The 15,298-nt window shown below is 63.9% G+C and carries 16 protein-coding genes; 7 read left to right on the top strand and 9 right to left on the bottom strand.

Annotated features, from left to right (window positions below; genetic code table 11):
• Nucleotides 1-23: 23 nt before the first annotated feature.
• From ACYU8T_RS14075 to ACYU8T_RS14060, 4 genes are all read right to left on the bottom strand, one after another.
• Nucleotides 24-932 (bottom strand): DUF3618 domain-containing protein, encoded by a 909-nt coding sequence (locus tag ACYU8T_RS14075; RefSeq protein WP_461159961.1) that lies wholly within the window; start codon nucleotides 930-932, stop codon nucleotides 24-26.
• Nucleotides 929-1,384 (bottom strand): phage holin family protein, encoded by a 456-nt coding sequence (locus tag ACYU8T_RS14070; protein ID WP_461159960.1) that lies wholly within the window; start codon nucleotides 1,382-1,384, stop codon nucleotides 929-931. Before ACYU8T_RS14070 ends, ACYU8T_RS14075 begins: the two co-directional genes overlap by 4 nt.
• The gene (locus ACYU8T_RS14065) at nucleotides 1,384-1,848 is read right to left on the bottom strand and encodes a hypothetical protein (RefSeq protein WP_461159959.1); all 465 of its coding nucleotides are present in this window, start codon (nucleotides 1,846-1,848) and stop codon (nucleotides 1,384-1,386) included. The genes ACYU8T_RS14070 and ACYU8T_RS14065 overlap by 1 nt, the downstream gene beginning before the upstream one ends.
• 197 nt (nucleotides 1,849-2,045) lie before the next feature.
• A complete protein-coding gene (locus ACYU8T_RS14060) occupies nucleotides 2,046-2,855 on the bottom strand; it encodes an SDR family NAD(P)-dependent oxidoreductase (protein WP_461159958.1) in 810 nt (269 codons plus the stop codon).
• A 111-nt stretch (nucleotides 2,856-2,966) separates the two neighbouring features.
• Here ACYU8T_RS14060 and ACYU8T_RS14055 point away from each other — a divergent pair, with 111 nt between their 5' ends.
• The 4 genes from ACYU8T_RS14055 (at nucleotide 2,967) to trxC (ending at nucleotide 7,762) form a co-directional block, all read left to right on the top strand.
• Entirely contained in the window at nucleotides 2,967-3,767 is an 801-nt protein-coding gene (locus ACYU8T_RS14055; RefSeq protein WP_461159957.1) for an SDR family NAD(P)-dependent oxidoreductase, read from the top strand.
• 78 nt (nucleotides 3,768-3,845) lie between these two features.
• Entirely contained in the window at nucleotides 3,846-5,177 is a 1,332-nt protein-coding gene (locus tag ACYU8T_RS14050) for an amidohydrolase (RefSeq protein WP_461159956.1), read from the top strand.
• Nucleotides 5,178-5,271: 94 nt separating this feature from the next.
• On the top strand, nucleotides 5,272-7,308 hold the full coding sequence (locus ACYU8T_RS14045) for a M3 family metallopeptidase (RefSeq protein ID WP_461159955.1): 2,037 nt from the start codon (nucleotides 5,272-5,274) through the stop codon (nucleotides 7,306-7,308).
• A 16-nt stretch (nucleotides 7,309-7,324) separates the two neighbouring features.
• On the top strand, nucleotides 7,325-7,762 hold the full coding sequence (gene trxC, locus ACYU8T_RS14040) for a thioredoxin TrxC (RefSeq protein WP_461159954.1): 438 nt from the start codon (nucleotides 7,325-7,327) through the stop codon (nucleotides 7,760-7,762).
• Here trxC and ACYU8T_RS14035 read toward each other — a convergent pair whose 3' ends face one another.
• On the bottom strand, nucleotides 7,763-9,787 hold the full coding sequence (locus ACYU8T_RS14035) for an elongation factor G (RefSeq protein ID WP_461159953.1): 2,025 nt from the start codon (nucleotides 9,785-9,787) through the stop codon (nucleotides 7,763-7,765).
• A gap of 146 nt (nucleotides 9,788-9,933) precedes the next feature.
• Nucleotides 9,934-10,437: a hypothetical protein gene (locus ACYU8T_RS14030; protein ID WP_461159952.1), complete on the bottom strand. Its 504-nt coding sequence runs from the start codon at nucleotides 10,435-10,437 to the stop codon at nucleotides 9,934-9,936.
• Between the two features lie 412 nt (nucleotides 10,438-10,849).
• Here ACYU8T_RS14030 and ACYU8T_RS14025 point away from each other — a divergent pair, with 412 nt between their 5' ends.
• The gene (locus tag ACYU8T_RS14025) at nucleotides 10,850-11,050 is read left to right on the top strand and encodes a hypothetical protein (RefSeq protein ID WP_097093510.1); all 201 of its coding nucleotides are present in this window, start codon (nucleotides 10,850-10,852) and stop codon (nucleotides 11,048-11,050) included.
• A 5-nt stretch (nucleotides 11,051-11,055) separates the two neighbouring features.
• Complete coding sequence (locus ACYU8T_RS14020; protein ID WP_461159951.1) at nucleotides 11,056-11,892, top strand: class I SAM-dependent methyltransferase; 837 nt, start codon at nucleotides 11,056-11,058, stop codon at nucleotides 11,890-11,892.
• Here ACYU8T_RS14020 and ACYU8T_RS14015 read toward each other — a convergent pair.
• On the bottom strand, nucleotides 11,889-12,299 hold the full coding sequence (locus ACYU8T_RS14015) for a DUF2147 domain-containing protein (RefSeq protein ID WP_461159950.1): 411 nt from the start codon (nucleotides 12,297-12,299) through the stop codon (nucleotides 11,889-11,891). The genes ACYU8T_RS14020 and ACYU8T_RS14015 overlap by 4 nt on opposite strands.
• Before the next feature lie 90 nt (nucleotides 12,300-12,389).
• Here ACYU8T_RS14015 and ACYU8T_RS14010 point away from each other — a divergent pair, with 90 nt between their 5' ends.
• Complete coding sequence (locus ACYU8T_RS14010; RefSeq protein ID WP_461159949.1) at nucleotides 12,390-13,106, top strand: methyltransferase domain-containing protein; 717 nt, start codon at nucleotides 12,390-12,392, stop codon at nucleotides 13,104-13,106.
• On the opposite strand, the gene ACYU8T_RS14005 is transcribed toward ACYU8T_RS14010, so the two are convergent.
• Complete coding sequence (locus ACYU8T_RS14005) at nucleotides 13,093-14,172, bottom strand: NAD(P)/FAD-dependent oxidoreductase (protein ID WP_461159948.1); 1,080 nt, start codon at nucleotides 14,170-14,172, stop codon at nucleotides 13,093-13,095. The genes ACYU8T_RS14010 and ACYU8T_RS14005 overlap by 14 nt on opposite strands.
• Nucleotides 14,172-15,242 carry a type III polyketide synthase gene (locus ACYU8T_RS14000; protein ID WP_461159947.1) on the bottom strand — a complete coding sequence of 357 codons (1,071 nt, stop codon included), beginning with the start codon at nucleotides 15,240-15,242 and terminating at the stop codon, nucleotides 14,172-14,174. Before ACYU8T_RS14000 ends, ACYU8T_RS14005 begins: the two co-directional genes overlap by 1 nt.
• Nucleotides 15,243-15,298 lie beyond the last annotated feature (56 nt).

Below are 15,298 nucleotides of genomic sequence, written 5' to 3'. Positions count from 1 at the left end.
CTCCCAACCATGTCCGCCGGTCGTCAGATCTTGGGCGCTCCGAAATCCCGGGCGCTTCCCTGATCATGTTGGGCGTGGAAGGCGTCTCCCGTCGATTGGTTGCCGGGCTGGCTTCCCGTGTTGTCGCCCTGTTGCAGCTTGTCATCGACGCGGCCGACCAGATCGTCCTTCTTTTCACGCAATGTGTCGGTCAGGCCTTGCTTCTGCTCGCTGGCCATCGTGCGCGCCTTTTCGCCCAGGGAGCCGAGCTTTTCCTGCTCGACCCGGCTGATCGGCAGGGCTGAACCAAGGGCAGCGCCGACAGCCGCGGCGATCAGGCCGCCGACCAGCGGATTGCTTTCGTACAGATCCTGCGCTCTGCTTGCCGCCTGGCTCGCACCGCGCGCCGTTGCCTGCCCGGCCCTGCTGGAGCTTTCCGCCCAGGCATGGCGCTTCTCCCTGAACCGGTCGGTCAGTTCGTCAAGCCGTTGGCGGAAGCTGCTGTCATCTTCATCGGCACGCCGTTCCAGCATCAGGTAATTGGCGCGCGCCTGATCGCGGCGGCGCTGGTAGGCGGCGAAATCTTCGCCATCCCGCATCTCGACCGCCGACATGTGGCTGACATAATCGCGGTGATGCACGTCAAGGTCGCGGGGCTGCTGCTCACGCCCCCCACTCCGGGAGGGAAGGCTGGGGAATTTGGAGTCCTTGTCGCTGATCAGCCAGATCGTGCCTGCCGCAATCAATCCCAGGGCAATGGGATTGCGGCGCGCGCCGTCGAGCAGCATGCGGGCATCGACATTATTTTCGTCTGCCTTGTCCAGCAAAGCGTCGAAAATCTTGCGGGGAGTAAGCTGATCGCCGATCTTGTCGATCGTCCGGCTCATATCCTCCTGCGTGCGGCGGATGTCGCGCTCGATCGCATCGGGGTCCCGTTCGAGAGTGTCGGTCATCTTTTATGCTCCGGGTGAAGGTCTCCGCGAAGGGCCGCGGGCGTTCTTTCAAGGCTGTGCTGGGTGCGTTCGGGGGCCAGATCGACATCGCGCATCTTCGCCGCGCCGCCCCTGTAAAGAATGTAGGCGACGATCAGCGTCACGACCCCGACGATCAAGGTCGCAAGGCCGAGATGGTCGATCGCGTCGGCAAGAAGATAGGCGAAGGCCATCAACAGGACGCCAAGGCCCGCAATGCCGACGACCGCCGCGCCTGCCATCGCGCCGATCGCCTTCTTCATGTCATTGCCGGTCTCGCGCACTTCGGCCTTGATCAGCGCGAGTTGCTGTTCGGCCAGATGAGACCCCTGACTGGTCAAGTCCCTAAGAAGCGAGACGATATTGTCGTCCCGTCCCGATGCCGTAGCGCCCTCGACTGGCGGCCCTGCCGTTCTGTTCATCGTGTCTGCCATCAGATCGCCCCCACGCTTGGACTTGGAGGCTCGGACCAACCACCCTGTGGCGCAGAAAAGCTTTGACTGCTTGGCACGGCGGGTTCTACCCGAAGCACGCGGCTTGCGGCAAACCCGGCGGCGGCGCAGGCGGCAAGGAAGGTCGTGGGATTATCGCGCGCGACCTGACGAAGATCGCTCATCAATTGGCGGGAATCCTTTTGTTCCACCGTATCGGCAAGGCGCTGTATCTGCTGCGCGCCTTGTTCGAACAGCGATTTGAGCCAGCCGGGACTTTGCCCGCTACCCAGGTCTTCGGCGGCCTTGTTCAGGGCCGAGGCTACCGAGCGTGCCTGTTCTACCGCAGGACCCTTGCGGGCATCCGCCTCGCTTTGCAGGCGCTCAGCGGCGGTGCTGGTGAGTTTTTGGGCGTCCCCGCGCAATTCTTCGCGCAGATCGCCCGATGTTTCGGGGGGCTGCTGCATATATGATCCTTCCTGTCCAAATCCAGCAAGTGAACAGGAAGGATCATGTGGAGTTCCGCTTCCTCCGGGCTATTGCGGCAAATTGTTAATCCATGCTGTTGGCCAGGGGATTTTCATCACGCGACAATTAGCATGCGGTATAAAGAAGCATTCTCAGGATTGGCGCTCAAGCGCTTCTGATCAGGCTCAGTGCCGCATCAACCGGGCGAGATCTGATGATTTTCAAAGAAGTCGGGCGCATTATGCAGTTGCGCCCCGGCGAAGCGCACGGCTTCGGGGTTGGTCGCCAACCAAACCACCGTGTCGGCCGTTTCCTGCGGATCATGAGCCTTCGTGCCCAGACCCACCTCCGCCTCGGCATCTGCCCATGCGTATCGCAACGTGTCCGTCATGGTGAAGGCAGGCTCGATCAGGAATGCACTGACACCGTCGGCGCGATGTTCGAAATTGATATAGTCGGGGATGTGGTTGAAGGCCGCTTTTGGGCCGGTATAGAAAAGCGCGCCGCCAGTCTCGGTCGGGTCGACGGAGGAGCGCGTCGACATGAAGATCATGCGGCCGCCGCCCTGCTTGATCATCGCCTTCAGCACAAGGCGGCTGAGATGAAATTGGTTGATGAAATTCCCGGCGGTGGCGCGCTCGGCATCGGCCAGGTCGATATCCAGGACCTTCTGCATGATGGAAGGGCCCTGATAGATGCCGTTGTTGACCAACAGGTCTATTCGTCCGGACCGCTGGAGCACCGTTTCCACCGCGGCGTCGATGGACGCCCGATCGGCCAGGTCGAGCCGTACGCCATAGGCGGCCCCGTCCGCTGCTTCGATCTCGGCGACAGTTTCCTCGATGCTGCCTGGGATCGGGACGCCGCCCATTGCGTCATGATGGCCGGTTCCGGCAGTCAGCGTACGGCCGGTCACGACAACCTCAAATCCTGCGCGGGCAAGAGCCAGGGCAATCACGCGGCCGATCCCACGGGTGGCGCCTGTCACCAATGCGGTCTTCTGCATGTTCTTCCTCAACGTCTTTTTTGCTTGCATGGGCTGTGCCAGCCCGACCATGTTAATACAATAGGCGTTGCTTTAATGACGGCTGCATCGTGCCGTATCAGGGAGAGAAATATGACTGATGCTCTACTGGCTGGCCGTGCGGCCGTCATCACTGGTTCAGGTGACGGCATCGGCGAAGGCATTGCCCGCCGCTTCGCCGCTGCAGGGGCTGCCGTGCTGGTGGTCGACATCAATGTCGAGAAGGGGGAGGCGGTAGCCGCGAGCCTCCGGGACATGGGCGCGCGGGCAGCTTTCCGGCGGTGCGACGTCAGGAACCGCGAGCAGATCGTGAGCATCGTGGGCGCCTGTGTCGAGGAGTTCGGCTCCATCGATATATTGGTCAACAATGCCTATCGCGGCGACCAAATGACCCGCATCGAGACGAAGAGCGACGACATCTTCGCGGACAGCCTGGAATTCAACCTGTACGCCGTCAAATGGTCGATGGAGGCGGCATTCCCGCATATGCGCCAGCGGGGCTGGGGAAGGGTGATCAACATCGGATCGCTAAACGGCGTCAACGCGCATATCGGCACTGCGGAATATAATGTCGGGAAGGAAGCGCTTCGCGCCTACACGCGCTCGGCTGCCCGCGAATGGGCTCAACATGGGATTTGTGCGAACATCATCTGCCCGGCCGCCGCTTCCGCCAGTTTCCGCCATTTTGCAGAGCTTCAGCCGGAGCAGGCTTCGCAGGCCGCCGCCGCCAACCCGATGGGGCGCATGGGCGATCCGGAAAAGGATATCGGTGGCGTCGCCCTGTTCCTGGCGAGCGAGGATGCGCGCTATGTCACGGGAAACACCCTTTTTGTGGACGGCGGGGCTCATATCAACGGGGTCGCCTGGGCGCCCGACCTTGGCCCCGAACAGTAAGTCCGGCTGAAAAGCCTACCCGGCTTCGGCCCAAAAGCAGATTATCTTGTCAGGAGATTGTGGTTGAAACGCGTCAGCATGTTGAAGAGCCTAGCCATCTCGTCACTATCGTTGCTCCTGGCGCCGGCTGTGCTGGTGCAGGCTGCGCCCACACCGGGCAAGGCGGCGATCGATGCGGTTCTGGACAAGAATATCGCGGCGCTGGAAACTCTCTACAAGGATCTTCACCAGCATCCCGAACTCGGCTTCCAGGAACAACGGACGGCTAAGCTGCTGGCGGCAAAGATGCGCGCGCTGGGGTTCGAGGTCACTGAGAAGGTCGGCACGACCGGGGTCGTCGCGGTGTACCGCAATGGCCCCGGTCCCGTCACGCTGGTGCGCACCGACATGGACGCGCTGCCCATGGAGGAGAAGACAGGACTTCCCTACGCCAGCAAGGCGCAGGCCGTGCTGGATGGCAAGCCGACCTTCGTTGCCCATAGCTGCGGCCATGACGCGCATATGGCCTGGTGGGTGGGAACCGCGCAGACGCTGCTGTCATTGAAGGAGCAATGGAAGGGCACGCTGGTCTTCGTCGCGCAACCGGCCGAGGAAGTGCTCGGCGGGGCGAGTGCCATGGTGAAGGATGGATTGTTCACCCGTTTCCCCAAGCCCGACTATGCGCTCGCCGCCCACATCGCCGGGGCTATGCCACTGGGCACGGTGGTGATGAAGGAGGGCGTGATCCTGTCGGCGTCCGACGCGCTGGAGGTTGTTTTCCATGGCAAGGGCGCGCATGGTTCGGCGCCAAGCTCGTCGATCGATCCCATCGTCATGGGCGCGCATTTCGTATCCGACGTGCAAAGCGTGGTCAGCCGCCAGAAGGATGCAGCCACATTCGGCGTGATCACGGTCGGCGCCTTTCAATCTGGCACGGTCGGCAACATCATTCCTGATGAAGCGCGTCTGAAGCTTAGCCTGCGGTCCTTCACGCCTGAGGTGCGCAAGCTGCTGCTGAATGGCGTGGAGAAAACCGCTCAGGCCGCCTCGATGATGGCTGGCGCCCCCGAACCGACCATCACGCGCCTGAATGGCGCGGCCGCCACCCTCAATGATCCGGTGCTGGTCGCCCGGATTACGCCCGCGCTCAAATCCGCATTCGGACCGGGCGTGGTCTCCATTCCCGCGAGTGCACCCGGCTTTTCCGGAAGCGAGGATTTTTCGGAGTTCGGAGCCGCCGGTATTCCATCGGCCTATCTGATGATCGGTGGCGATACGCCCGAAAAGCTGGCCGACTACAAGGCGAAGGGTGTCGCGCCGCCGACCAACCATTCACCGCTTTATGCACCGGCCGCCGCGCCCGCGATCCGCAGCGGGACCATGGCTCTTGCCCTGTCGGTGCTGGCGATCAACGGAATCACGGAGCGCTGAGCTTCTCGGGCGGGATGGGAGCTTGAACAGCGGAGGGGGATCGCCCAATTAGGCAACTCTTCAGTCCTTCGGGACACCTCAGCCAAGAGTAGCCATGACCTCCCCCAATCCCCTCCTTGCCGACACCGACCTGCCCGACTTCGCCGCCATCAAGGCGGCCCATGTGGTTCCCGCGATCAAAGAAGCGATAGAGCAGCATCGCGCTGCGATCGCGCAGATCACCGAAGGGCAGGCGGACGATTTCGGCAGCGTCATTCTGGCGGCGGAGCGGGCCGACTTCCTGCTGTCGCGGACATGGTCGCCCGTCGGCCATCTCGCAGGCGTGGCCGACACCCCCGAGTTGCGGGAGGCCCATGCGTCGGCGCAGGCGCTGATGACCAGTTACCTGATGGAAGCGGGGCAGAACCGCGCGCATCATGATGCCGTCGCGCGCGTGGCTGCACGGCCGGACTTTGCCGGCCTGCCGCCTGCGCAGAAGCGTGCCGTCGATCTGGCGCTGCGGGCCTTCCGCCTGGCTGGCGTGGCGCTGGAAGGCGAAGCCCGCCAGCGCTTCCTCGACATCGGCGTGGCGCTGAGCGATCTTAGCACCCGCTTCGGCAACGCCGTGCTCGACGCGACGGAAGCATGGAGCGAGCATGTCACTGACGAAGCGGAACTCGCCGGGGTGCCGGAAAGCGACAAGGCGATACTGGCCGCCTATGCGCAGGAAAAGGGCCTGCCCGGCTGGCTGATCACCCTCCGCCAGCCAAGCGTGCTGGCGATCCTGCTGCACGCCGATGATCGCGCCCTGCGGGAACGTGTCTATCGCGCCCATAATACGCGCGCGTCCGATCAGTCGGACGACCGCAGCCATGATAATAGCGATCGGATCGAACAGATCATGGCGCTGCGGCATGAAGCCGCGCAGATATTGGGCTTCAACGATTCTGCCGCGCATTCGCTGGAAACCAAGATGGCGGCGGATGCGGATGAAGCGCTGGCCTTTCTTGACGACCTTGCCAGGCGCGCGCGCCCGGTGGGTGAGAAGGAGCTGGAAGAGGCGCGTGCTTTTGCCGCTGAACATTTCGGTCTGACCGAACTCTATCCCTGGGACCTGTCCTATGTGGCAGAAGCCATGCGGCGGACCTTGCACGGCGTCGACCAGGAAGCGCTGAAGGCCTATTTTCCGCTGCCACGCGTGCTTGCGGGGACGCAGAAGCTGATCGAGCGGCTTTTCGATGTACGCCTGGTCGAGCGGAGCGGTGTTTCGACCTGGCATCCCGATGTCCTGTTCTATGATGTGCAGGATGCGAGCGGCGAGGTCGTCGCGGGCGTGTATCTCGACCTGTTTGCTCGGGCGGGCAAGCGGGGTGGCGCCTGGATGGATGTGTGCCGGGCGCGGTTCCGGGACGCGGACGCTTTCCACCGGCCGATCGCCTATCTGACCACCAATTTCGCGCCGCCTGCGGGGGATCGTCCCTCGCTTGTCACCCATAATGACGTGGTGACGCTGTTCCACGAGTTCGGTCATGTGCTGCATCATTTGCTGACGGAGGTCGATCTGCCTTCGGTCGGTGGCATTTCCGGCGTCGAATGGGACGCGGTCGAGCTGCCCAGCCAGTTCATGGAGAATTTCGCGTGGGAAAAGGACACGCTGATCGGTCTGTCCGGACATGTGGACACAGGCGAGCCGCTGCCTGAACCACTGTTCGATCGTTTGCTGGCCGCGCGTCAGTTTCAGGCCGGGCTCGCAATCTTGCGCCAGATCGAGTTCGCGACCTTCGACCTGACGCTGCATCGCGACTATCATCCCGCCCAGGGAGCGCGTGTCATCGAGACGCTGGACCGGGTGCGCGCGGCGGTGGCCGTCGTCCGTCCGCCTGAGTGGAATCGCTTCGCTCATGCTTTCAGCCACATATTCGCGGGCGGATATGCGGCGGGCTATTATTCCTATCTCTGGGCTGAACTGTTGTCGGCAGATGCTTTCGAGATTTTCTCGCACGCTGATCTGCCAGGTGGCGGGGCCAGCGCGTTCCGCCGGGAAATCCTGGCGGCGGGTGCCAGCCGCCCCGCCGCGGACAACTTCCGCGCCTTTGCGGGCCGCGCACCGGAAGTCGACGCCCTGCTCCGCTCGCGCGGGCTGGCAGCGTAACGGAAAGGCAGTCCGCATGACCAGCCCTCTCCTCGTCAGCTGTCCCTCCTGCGCCGCGCTCAATCGCGTGCCGAAGGAGCGGCTGGGGGAGGGGCGCTGCGGACGGTGCAAGCAGGCCTTGTTTCAAGGACGGCCGATCACGCTCACCAGCGGCAATTTCTCCCAGCATGCCGCAAGCAGCGACATTCCGCTTCTTATCGACTTCTGGGCTGGATGGTGCGGGCCGTGTCGCCAGATGGCGCCCGCGTTCCAAGCTGCCGCCGCGCAGCTGGAACCGCGCGTCCGGCTCGCGAAAGTCGATACGGAGGCGGAAACCGATCTTGCCGCCCGCTATGCGGTCCGCAGCATCCCGTCGCTGGTGATCGTGCACAAGAGACGGGAAATTGCCCGCAACGCCGGGGCGATGCCCACGGCTGCCATCGTCAACTGGGCACGGCAGCATCTCCCGGCGTGATCAGGCCGGTTCCTTGACGCGCTGGACGATGCTGCTGGCGAGCTTTGGCGCCACTTCAGCGAGATGATCGAAATGCGTTTCGAAGGAAGCCATGCCCTGGCTCATGGATCGGACCTCCGCTTCTAGCCCTTGCAGCCCTGCTTCCGGCAATAGCACTTCGATCACGTCCCAGGCCGACCAGCCTTCCCGGCTCGTCATGCGCAGCATCTGGCCGCGCCGGCTTGCGACGGCGGAGGTGATGCGGGACGATGCCGAGCCGGGCGTCATGATCGTCACATGTGCGATTGGCTCCAGCAGATAGGGGGAGGCCGCGGCCAGCGCGTCGCTCATCGCGATACGCCCTGCCGTACGGAATGCGAGTTCGGAGCTATCGACGCTGTGGAATGAGCCATCGACCAAGATAGCCGCGACATCGACCACCGGAAAGCCAAGGGGACCTTTGGCGATGGCGTCCTGGACGCCCTTTTCCACGGCGGGTATCCACTGTTTGGGAATGGCGCCGCCCGTGATCCGTTCTTCGAAGCGAATGCCCTCGCCGCGCTCCAGCGGACGCACCTCCAGCACCACATCGCCAAACTGGCCATGGCCACCGGATTGCTTCTTGTGCCGTCCGCGCTGCGTCACAGGTTTGCGGATCGACTCCCGGTAGGCGATCGTCGGTGGCTGCGCCGTGACAGCCACGCCATAGCGGCGCCTGAGGCGAGCCAGCACGACGTTCAGATGCTCGTCGCTCACCCCGTGCAGCAGCGTCTCGCGCGATGCCTCATCCTGCGTCCAGTGAAGGGCGTGATCTTCCTCAGCCAGCCGATTGAGGGCGGTGGACAGGCGCACCTCATCCTTGTGATCCTTGGCGGCAATTGCGATGGCGCAATTGGTCGCGGGGCGATCGGCTTGAAGAGCGCCGCCGCCGGGCTTTGCCGAAATGCCGATTAGATCGCCCGCCTTTGCCGTGTCGACTTTTGCAATGCCCAGCACCGCGCCGGGATCGGCGGAGGCGATCTTGGCGGTGGCACTGCCCTGAAGCGCGAACAGGCCGCCTGCGCGCAAGGTCTGGCCCGCGCTATCCTGCAACTCCGCGCCGTCTGCCAGCTTTCCGCCGAACAGTCGCGCGATCGCCAGCCGACCGACGGTGGCTGCATGGGAAATCTTCAGCACTTGCGCCGCCGCGCCGTCGATCCCAAGCCGTTCGGCGGTCTGTTCCGGTGAAGGCGTGTCGTGGCGCAGCATCTTGAGCAGCCTGCGGATGCCGAAGCCGTTGGCGGCGGAGCCGAACAGCACCGGCACGATCAGGCCGCTCGCGGTATCCTGCGCCAGATCGGCGAAGATGGTCTGGAGGCGTGGCTGCTCATCCGAAAGAAGCTGTTCGAGCAGGATGTCGTCATGGTCGGCAAGCTGCTCCAGCATGTGGAAGCGCGCGTCGCTTTCATCAGCCTTCAACTCTTCGGTCAGGGCGATCTGTTGCGATGGCTTGCCTGCCTCATAATGATAGGCGCGTTCCAGCGCGAGATCGACGAAACCATCTACCCGATCGCCCGACCTTATGGGAATTTGCCGCGCGACCAGGGCGGCGGCGCTCATTGGCGAGAGGGCGGCAAGCAATTCCTGGATGCTGCCCCGGGCCTGCTCGATCTTGTTGACGAACAGCGCGTGCGGGACGCCTGCACGTTCGAGCTTGCGCAGGACGGGCTCTGCCAGGGGCGCTCGCGCCGGGTCCGGATCGATGACGACGATGGCCAGATCGGCAGCGTTGAGCGCGATGGCCGCATCGTCCGCAAAGCTCGGGGAGCCGGGGATGTCGATGAGCGAAAAGGGATCGCCCATCCATTCGAACTGCATGAAGTTGATTTCGGTCGAGCTTCCCCGCTCGCGCGCTTCCGGACTCGCGTCTCCGACGCTGGTGCCCGCCTCTACCGTTCCCTGTCGCGTGATAGCCCCGCTGATGTGCAACAATGCTTCAGCGAGGCTGGTTTTACCCGCGCCGGCGGGGCCGATCAGCGCAATGGAGCGCGATTGAGTGCCGCTCATCCTTGCTCTCCTCATCCATCTTTGTCGGGCAAGACGGTCTATGTAAGGGAGCGATGTTCTGCCTATCGCGCCGCGAAGGCAAGGGGGGTTCGGCCCGATTGCCGAACCGCCCGCCTAGCCGGGCTTGGCTATTGTGGATGAGCCCGTCAGTCATCCTTTTCGGCGACGCCGTTGCGATTGTCGTCGTCGCCCGTGTTGGTCGATCCGAGATGGCCGGGACCGTGATAGTCGATCTCGCTCTGCCCGCCATGGCCCATGATGCTGCCCGGATCATTGCCGGTCTTGCGGCGGCCGTGCGGGTAGGGGGCTCCGGCGCTTTCGCCACCCGGGCTGCTCCCCGCCATGCTGAGATCGCTGACGCCATCGCCGCCTTGCTCGCCCCGCGATCCTGATTCAGGCAAGGTCCGCTTTTCGTACCCGTCCTCATCCTGGGGGTGCGGATCGAGCCCCTGCGCCTCGGCAAAGGCGGTGCCGGAAATCTCCTCCACTTCGGGCCCTACGCCCGGAATATGGCGGCGCTGCGATTGCGCGCCCGCCACCTCATTGGCCGATCGTTCCCCGCGCCATCCCTGTTCGGGCGGCGCGGCATCGTCCTTGATCGGAGAGCCCTGCCCCTGAAGAAATGCGTTGCGGTCATTCATAATAGTCATCCTCATCAGCCGGGAACTGGTTCGCCCGTCGTTCGATTGAGGAAACGCGTGGGCAAAGCCGCTGATCCGCTTCGATCACTTACCCAGGTTAGGACATCAGGACCTTTCGCCCGATCATCCGCGCGCCGATGTATGGAAAGGTGAAACAATGCCCCGCGATCCAGAGCGACGACAAAGGCGCAGTGCCAAGCGATGGCTGTGGGCGATCGTGGCTGCGTGCCTGGCCCTTGCTGCGCTGATCGCCTATACCAGCCTCAGGGCGCCGGACCCGGCATCCCGTACGTCAGATGCCCAGGTTCCTGCGTCCTCGGCAGCGGCGCCAGGGGATGAGAGCCGGAACGAATTGGCGGCTCGGTGATTGCAGTGTTTGCGATCCCGGCGAGCTGATCTTCCCACCTCAGGAGTGTGATCGATGTCGCTAACAGGTCTTACTGCCATCATCATCCTGATCGCCGCGGCCTTGCTGGGCCTGGTGCTCTACGCGCGCAACAGGGGCAGGGTGAATAGCGGCATCGCGCTGATCGCGGCGCTGATCATCATAGCGGCGGCTTCGGTGACGCTGCTCTATCCTTCTTTCCTCACGACGACGCATGCAGACCGGCCGGTGCCCTGACCGGCATGATCGTCCCCGATCAACCGTCAGACACGGCGAGCGTCGCCCTTCATTATGACGAGCTAGACCTCGCCTATCGCCGCATCTGGGGAGATCATGTCCATCATGGCTATTGGCGCCGAGGCGACGAGACACCGGAGCAGGCAGCTGGGCAGCTGGTGGCCGAAGTAGAGCGGAGGCTTGGCATCGAGCCGGGGCAAAGACTCTGCGACATCGGCTGCGGCTATGGCGCGACCGCAGCCGATCTGTTGGCCCGCCATGACGTGTCGATCACCGGTCTTACCCTTTCGGCCGCGCAGCACAGGATCGGGAGCGCCCGCTCGCCCCGTTTCACTTGCCTGCTGCGGGACTGGCTCGACAACGGCCTTGATCCGGGATCATTCGACGGCGCCTATGCCATCGAAAGCTCGGAACATATGACGAGCAAGCCGCGCTTCTTCGGGCAAGCCAGGCGGATATTGCGCCCGGGCGGGCGGCTGATCGTGTGCGCCTGGCTGGAAGGAGAGGCCGTTCCTGCCTGGCAAGTGCGGCACCTGCTGCTGCCGATCTGCCGCGAGGGCAGGCTGCCAAGCATGGGGAGCCGGAAAGACTATCTGGAGTGGGCCTCCGCCGCCGGATTTCGCCTGATGGATTATCAGGACGTCAGCCGGGAGGTTCGGCGCACTTGGTCGATCTGCCTCGCGCGCTTTTCGCAGAGCCTGTTCAGCGACCGCGGCATCCGCCAGCTGGCGCTCAGCCGGGCCACCACCAGCCGTGACTTCATATTGAGCCTGCCGCGCCTCATCCTCGCCCTGCGAACGGGGGCGATGCGCTATGGGATATTTCAGTGGGAGGCGATCTAGCCGCCTCGCGTCCAGCGCCGCGATTCACAGATGAAAAGCACGCAGCCGGTAAGCTTCAGCGACCCGTCCGGGTTTCTCGCAAGGGACGAGCGATAGCTTTTCCCGCTCTTGGGATCATAGGCCCGCCCTCCGGTCCAGGCCGATCCCGACCGGGTGAAATCCCACAGCGTAAGCAGCCCCGCCAAAGGACGCGTGCGAAGGCGCGGATCAGGATTGTGCACATCGGTCCTTGGGACGTCAGGCCGTGTGTCCAGCACCTTGACGATCCTCCCGCACAGCTTTGCGCCGCAAGGCGCGATCCGGACGAGCCCTTTGCCATCGTCCGTCATCCAAAGCCCGGTCACGTCGGCAGCAGGAGCCGCAGCCGAAGATGCCAGCATGAGCAGGGCAGCCGCCAACATCGTCATTCTCCCATCATCTCGCCTTCACGGTGATCCCAAAAGTCTGGCGCATCAACCCCGTTCCCGGTGTAGGAGGGTGAGGGGAGTGAATGAACCATGGCCGACCTAAGCACAAGATCGCGTCAGGAAGAGCAGATGGACGCGCCTGACCTTGACCCCGCCATATATGAGCGGGTGCTGCACGATCTCGCTCGGGTGAACCGCTGGACCTTCACGGCCTGGCCAAGCATCGCCTTCCTCCGGCGGGCGGTGGGAAGCGCCAGGCAGTTCCGCCTGCTTGATGTCGGGTTCGGCGATGGCGATGTCCTCCGCGCGATAGCGCGCTGGGCGCGCAAGCAGGGCATCGATGCCCTGCTTGTCGGCGTGGACCTCAACGAAAAGAGCTTGGCGGCGGCTCGGAGCGCGACGCCTCCCGAGCTATCCATCGACTATCGAGCAGGAGATTATCAGGACCAGCCTGAATCCTTCGACTTCATCATCTCCAGCCAGGTCACGCATCACATGACCGATGCACAGCTGATGACCTTTCTCCATCATATGGAAGCGAAGGCGCGGATGGGCTGGCTGATCTGTGATCTGCACCGCCATGGCTTTGCCCATTGGGGCTATCCCATCCTGGCCCGGCTGCTGCGCGTCCACCGGATCGTGCGTGAGGATGGCCAGCTTTCGATCGCCCGCTCCTTCCGCCGTGCCGACTGGATCGGATCGCTGGCGGAGGCGGGCATCACGGCCGATCAGGTGCGCATCGTGCGCCGCTTCGCCTTTCGCCTGTGTGTCGAGCGGGTGAGGGAAGAGCCGCTCACACTCTCCTGATCCGGGTGAAGGCGGCGGCGCTCGTTCCTAGCGCCGGGGCGCAATTCAGCACCGTCATGAGCAGGCTTCGCGGAAGCGGCGCGGCGGCGCCGTGGCGCAGCGCTTCGGCGATGCCAACGGGCATGCCGCACTGCCTGCGCCACGCGCGCTGCCATGCCGGGGCGGCATCAGGTCCGCCCGTCAGCATCGCCCGGGCGGCGCTCGTCCCGCTGGCCAATGCTATGGCGATGCCGTCGCCTGCGAGTGATGCGATGACGGCGCTCTGGTCGCCGGTACGAAAGATGCCCTTGTGCGTCACGCTCGCACGCCAGCCATAGGGGACGCCAGCTACCGCGTCGAAGCGGGAGGACGCACCCTGCAACCGCGCCTTCAGCAGCGGTGCCTCCTGCCGTAATTGATCGATCAGCGCGGGAACGCTGCCCGCTTCGGTCAACCTCTCCCGGCTGACTGACAGACAGAGATTGGCCGATCCATCCTCCTGCAACAGCAGCCCCGCGTAGCCCCTGTCGAACAGGTGCAATTCCACCATGCCCTCCAAAGCATCATGCAGGATGTGGGACGGGGGGAGGGTGGTTCGCAAACCGACGGACGAAGATGAAAAATCGCGTCCAACGCCCCGCAACTCATGCTTGCCCACGCTGATGAAAACAGCGTCGGCCGCGCTGTCCTGGCCATTGTCGAAGCGCACCGTGCGTGTGTCCGGATCGATGGCCCGTACGGTTCGGCCCCGGCTGACGAGAGCGCCAGCATTTCCGGCAGCTTCGATCAATGCGTCGTCCAGGGTGCGGCGGGAAATTCCGGCAGCCGTTGCAGGCAGGGAGGCTTCGATGCAGCGTTTGGCCGAGGCCAGCCGGAACCCTGTGATAGGCCGCGCTCCAAGTTTCCAGGGATCGACTCCCAGTTCCTCCAGTCCCGCAATGGCATCCCAGCCCAGAAAGCCGCCGCACACGCCAGCCGGGGCCGTCCGGTGGCGCTCGATCAACTGCGGCCGCATGCCCGCCTGCGCCAGCGTGATGGCGGCTGCCGAGCCAGCAGGACCGCCGCCGATGATCAGCGTTTCCGGCATCAGCCTGCTCTGGAAAGGCGGAAACCCTCGGCAGCGACGCCGGGGCCAAAGGCAAGCGCGACGCCATTGCCGCGCCGCTCTTCCTGAAGCAGGTCATGGAGGATGAACATCAATGTGGCGGATGACATATTACCGTTCCGGCCGAGTACCCCGCGCGAGACCGACAGGGCATCCGGCCCCAGATCCAGGCCATTCTGCACCGCATCCAATATCGATCGACCTCCGGCATGAACCGCCCAGTTCCCGATCGACGCTGGATCGGACGAACCGCAGATCTTCTCTCTTATGCCATCGTCCCGCAGCGCTGCCTGAATACGCGACGGAACTTCGCCCGACAGGTGCATCACAAACCCAGTGTCGCCGATTTCCCAGCGAATGAGGTCGGCAGAAGCTTCCAGGTTGATCGCAAAGGGCGCATCCATGGCGAAACCATGATCTTCCGCGCTGACCAGGGCGGCGGCTGCGCCGTCGCCGAACTGCAGCATCATCAGCAATCTTTCGACCTGCTGCTCGGGCTGAAGATGAAGGGAGGATAGTTCGACCGTGACGACCAGCACACGGGCTTGTGGCTCCGACCGGACGATATGCCGCGCCGTCCGCAACGCCGCGACTGCCGCGTAGCAGCCCATGAAGCCGACCAGCGTCCGCTCGACACCTGCCAGGCCAAGCGCATCCGCGATGATCTGATCGATGCCGGGCGCTACGAAGCCGGTACAGCTTGCCACCACGAGATGAGTGATGCCGTCCAGCGCTGTCCTGGCGCGCAGGTCCTCGATCGCACGCAGGGCCAGCGGCGGCGCGAAGCGGTGGTAAAGTTGCATGCGCTTCGATGTCGAAGGCATGGCATCCGCATAGAAGCCGCCGGGATCGACCGGCGACCCGCCCGCATCGACTGGCGGCAGGACCGACCAGCGATGGTTGATGCCGCTCCGTTCCGCCATCCGGGTGAAAAGGCTGCGGGCCCGTTCATCCGTGATCTGGCGGCTGGCCCAGTTGATGAAAGCGACGTGCACATCCTGATCAGGAACGGCGCAGCCGATGGCGTTTATGCAGGCACGTCTGTCGCTCATCGCGTTCCACTTTTTTGCTCAGACCCTTAACGCCGACGGTGCGTCAGATGATCCGG

The sequence above is a fragment of the Sphingobium sp. TomMM35A genome (assembly GCF_054771735.1).
Note: the sequence above shows the minus strand (reverse complement) of the source record. Positions and strands in the feature narration are given on the sequence as shown.

Coding starts and splice junctions, on each gene's coding strand:
- ACYU8T_RS14045 (WP_461159955.1), top strand. CDS start 5,272: ATGACCTCCCCCAATCCCCTCCTTGCCGACACCGACCTGCCCGACTTC.
- trxC (WP_461159954.1), top strand. CDS start 7,325: ATGACCAGCCCTCTCCTCGTCAGCTGTCCCTCCTGCGCCGCGCTCAAT.
- ACYU8T_RS14015 (WP_461159950.1), bottom strand. CDS start 12,299: ATGACGATGTTGGCGGCTGCCCTGCTCATGCTGGCATCTTCGGCTGCG.
- ACYU8T_RS14030 (WP_461159952.1), bottom strand. CDS start 10,437: ATGACTATTATGAATGACCGCAACGCATTTCTTCAGGGGCAGGGCTCT.
- ACYU8T_RS14035 (WP_461159953.1), bottom strand. CDS start 9,787: ATGAGCGGCACTCAATCGCGCTCCATTGCGCTGATCGGCCCCGCCGGC.
- ACYU8T_RS14065 (WP_461159959.1), bottom strand. CDS start 1,848: ATGCAGCAGCCCCCCGAAACATCGGGCGATCTGCGCGAAGAATTGCGC.
- ACYU8T_RS14020 (WP_461159951.1), top strand. CDS start 11,056: ATGATCGTCCCCGATCAACCGTCAGACACGGCGAGCGTCGCCCTTCAT.
- ACYU8T_RS14060 (WP_461159958.1), bottom strand. CDS start 2,855: ATGCAGAAGACCGCATTGGTGACAGGCGCCACCCGTGGGATCGGCCGC.
- ACYU8T_RS14000 (WP_461159947.1), bottom strand. CDS start 15,242: ATGAGCGACAGACGTGCCTGCATAAACGCCATCGGCTGCGCCGTTCCT.
- ACYU8T_RS14070 (WP_461159960.1), bottom strand. CDS start 1,384: ATGGCAGACACGATGAACAGAACGGCAGGGCCGCCAGTCGAGGGCGCT.
- ACYU8T_RS14010 (WP_461159949.1), top strand. CDS start 12,390: ATGGCCGACCTAAGCACAAGATCGCGTCAGGAAGAGCAGATGGACGCG.
- ACYU8T_RS14005 (WP_461159948.1), bottom strand. CDS start 14,172: ATGCCGGAAACGCTGATCATCGGCGGCGGTCCTGCTGGCTCGGCAGCC.
- ACYU8T_RS14055 (WP_461159957.1), top strand. CDS start 2,967: ATGACTGATGCTCTACTGGCTGGCCGTGCGGCCGTCATCACTGGTTCA.
- ACYU8T_RS14050 (WP_461159956.1), top strand. CDS start 3,846: ATGTTGAAGAGCCTAGCCATCTCGTCACTATCGTTGCTCCTGGCGCCG.
- ACYU8T_RS14025 (WP_097093510.1), top strand. CDS start 10,850: ATGTCGCTAACAGGTCTTACTGCCATCATCATCCTGATCGCCGCGGCC.
- ACYU8T_RS14075 (WP_461159961.1), bottom strand. CDS start 932: ATGACCGACACTCTCGAACGGGACCCCGATGCGATCGAGCGCGACATC.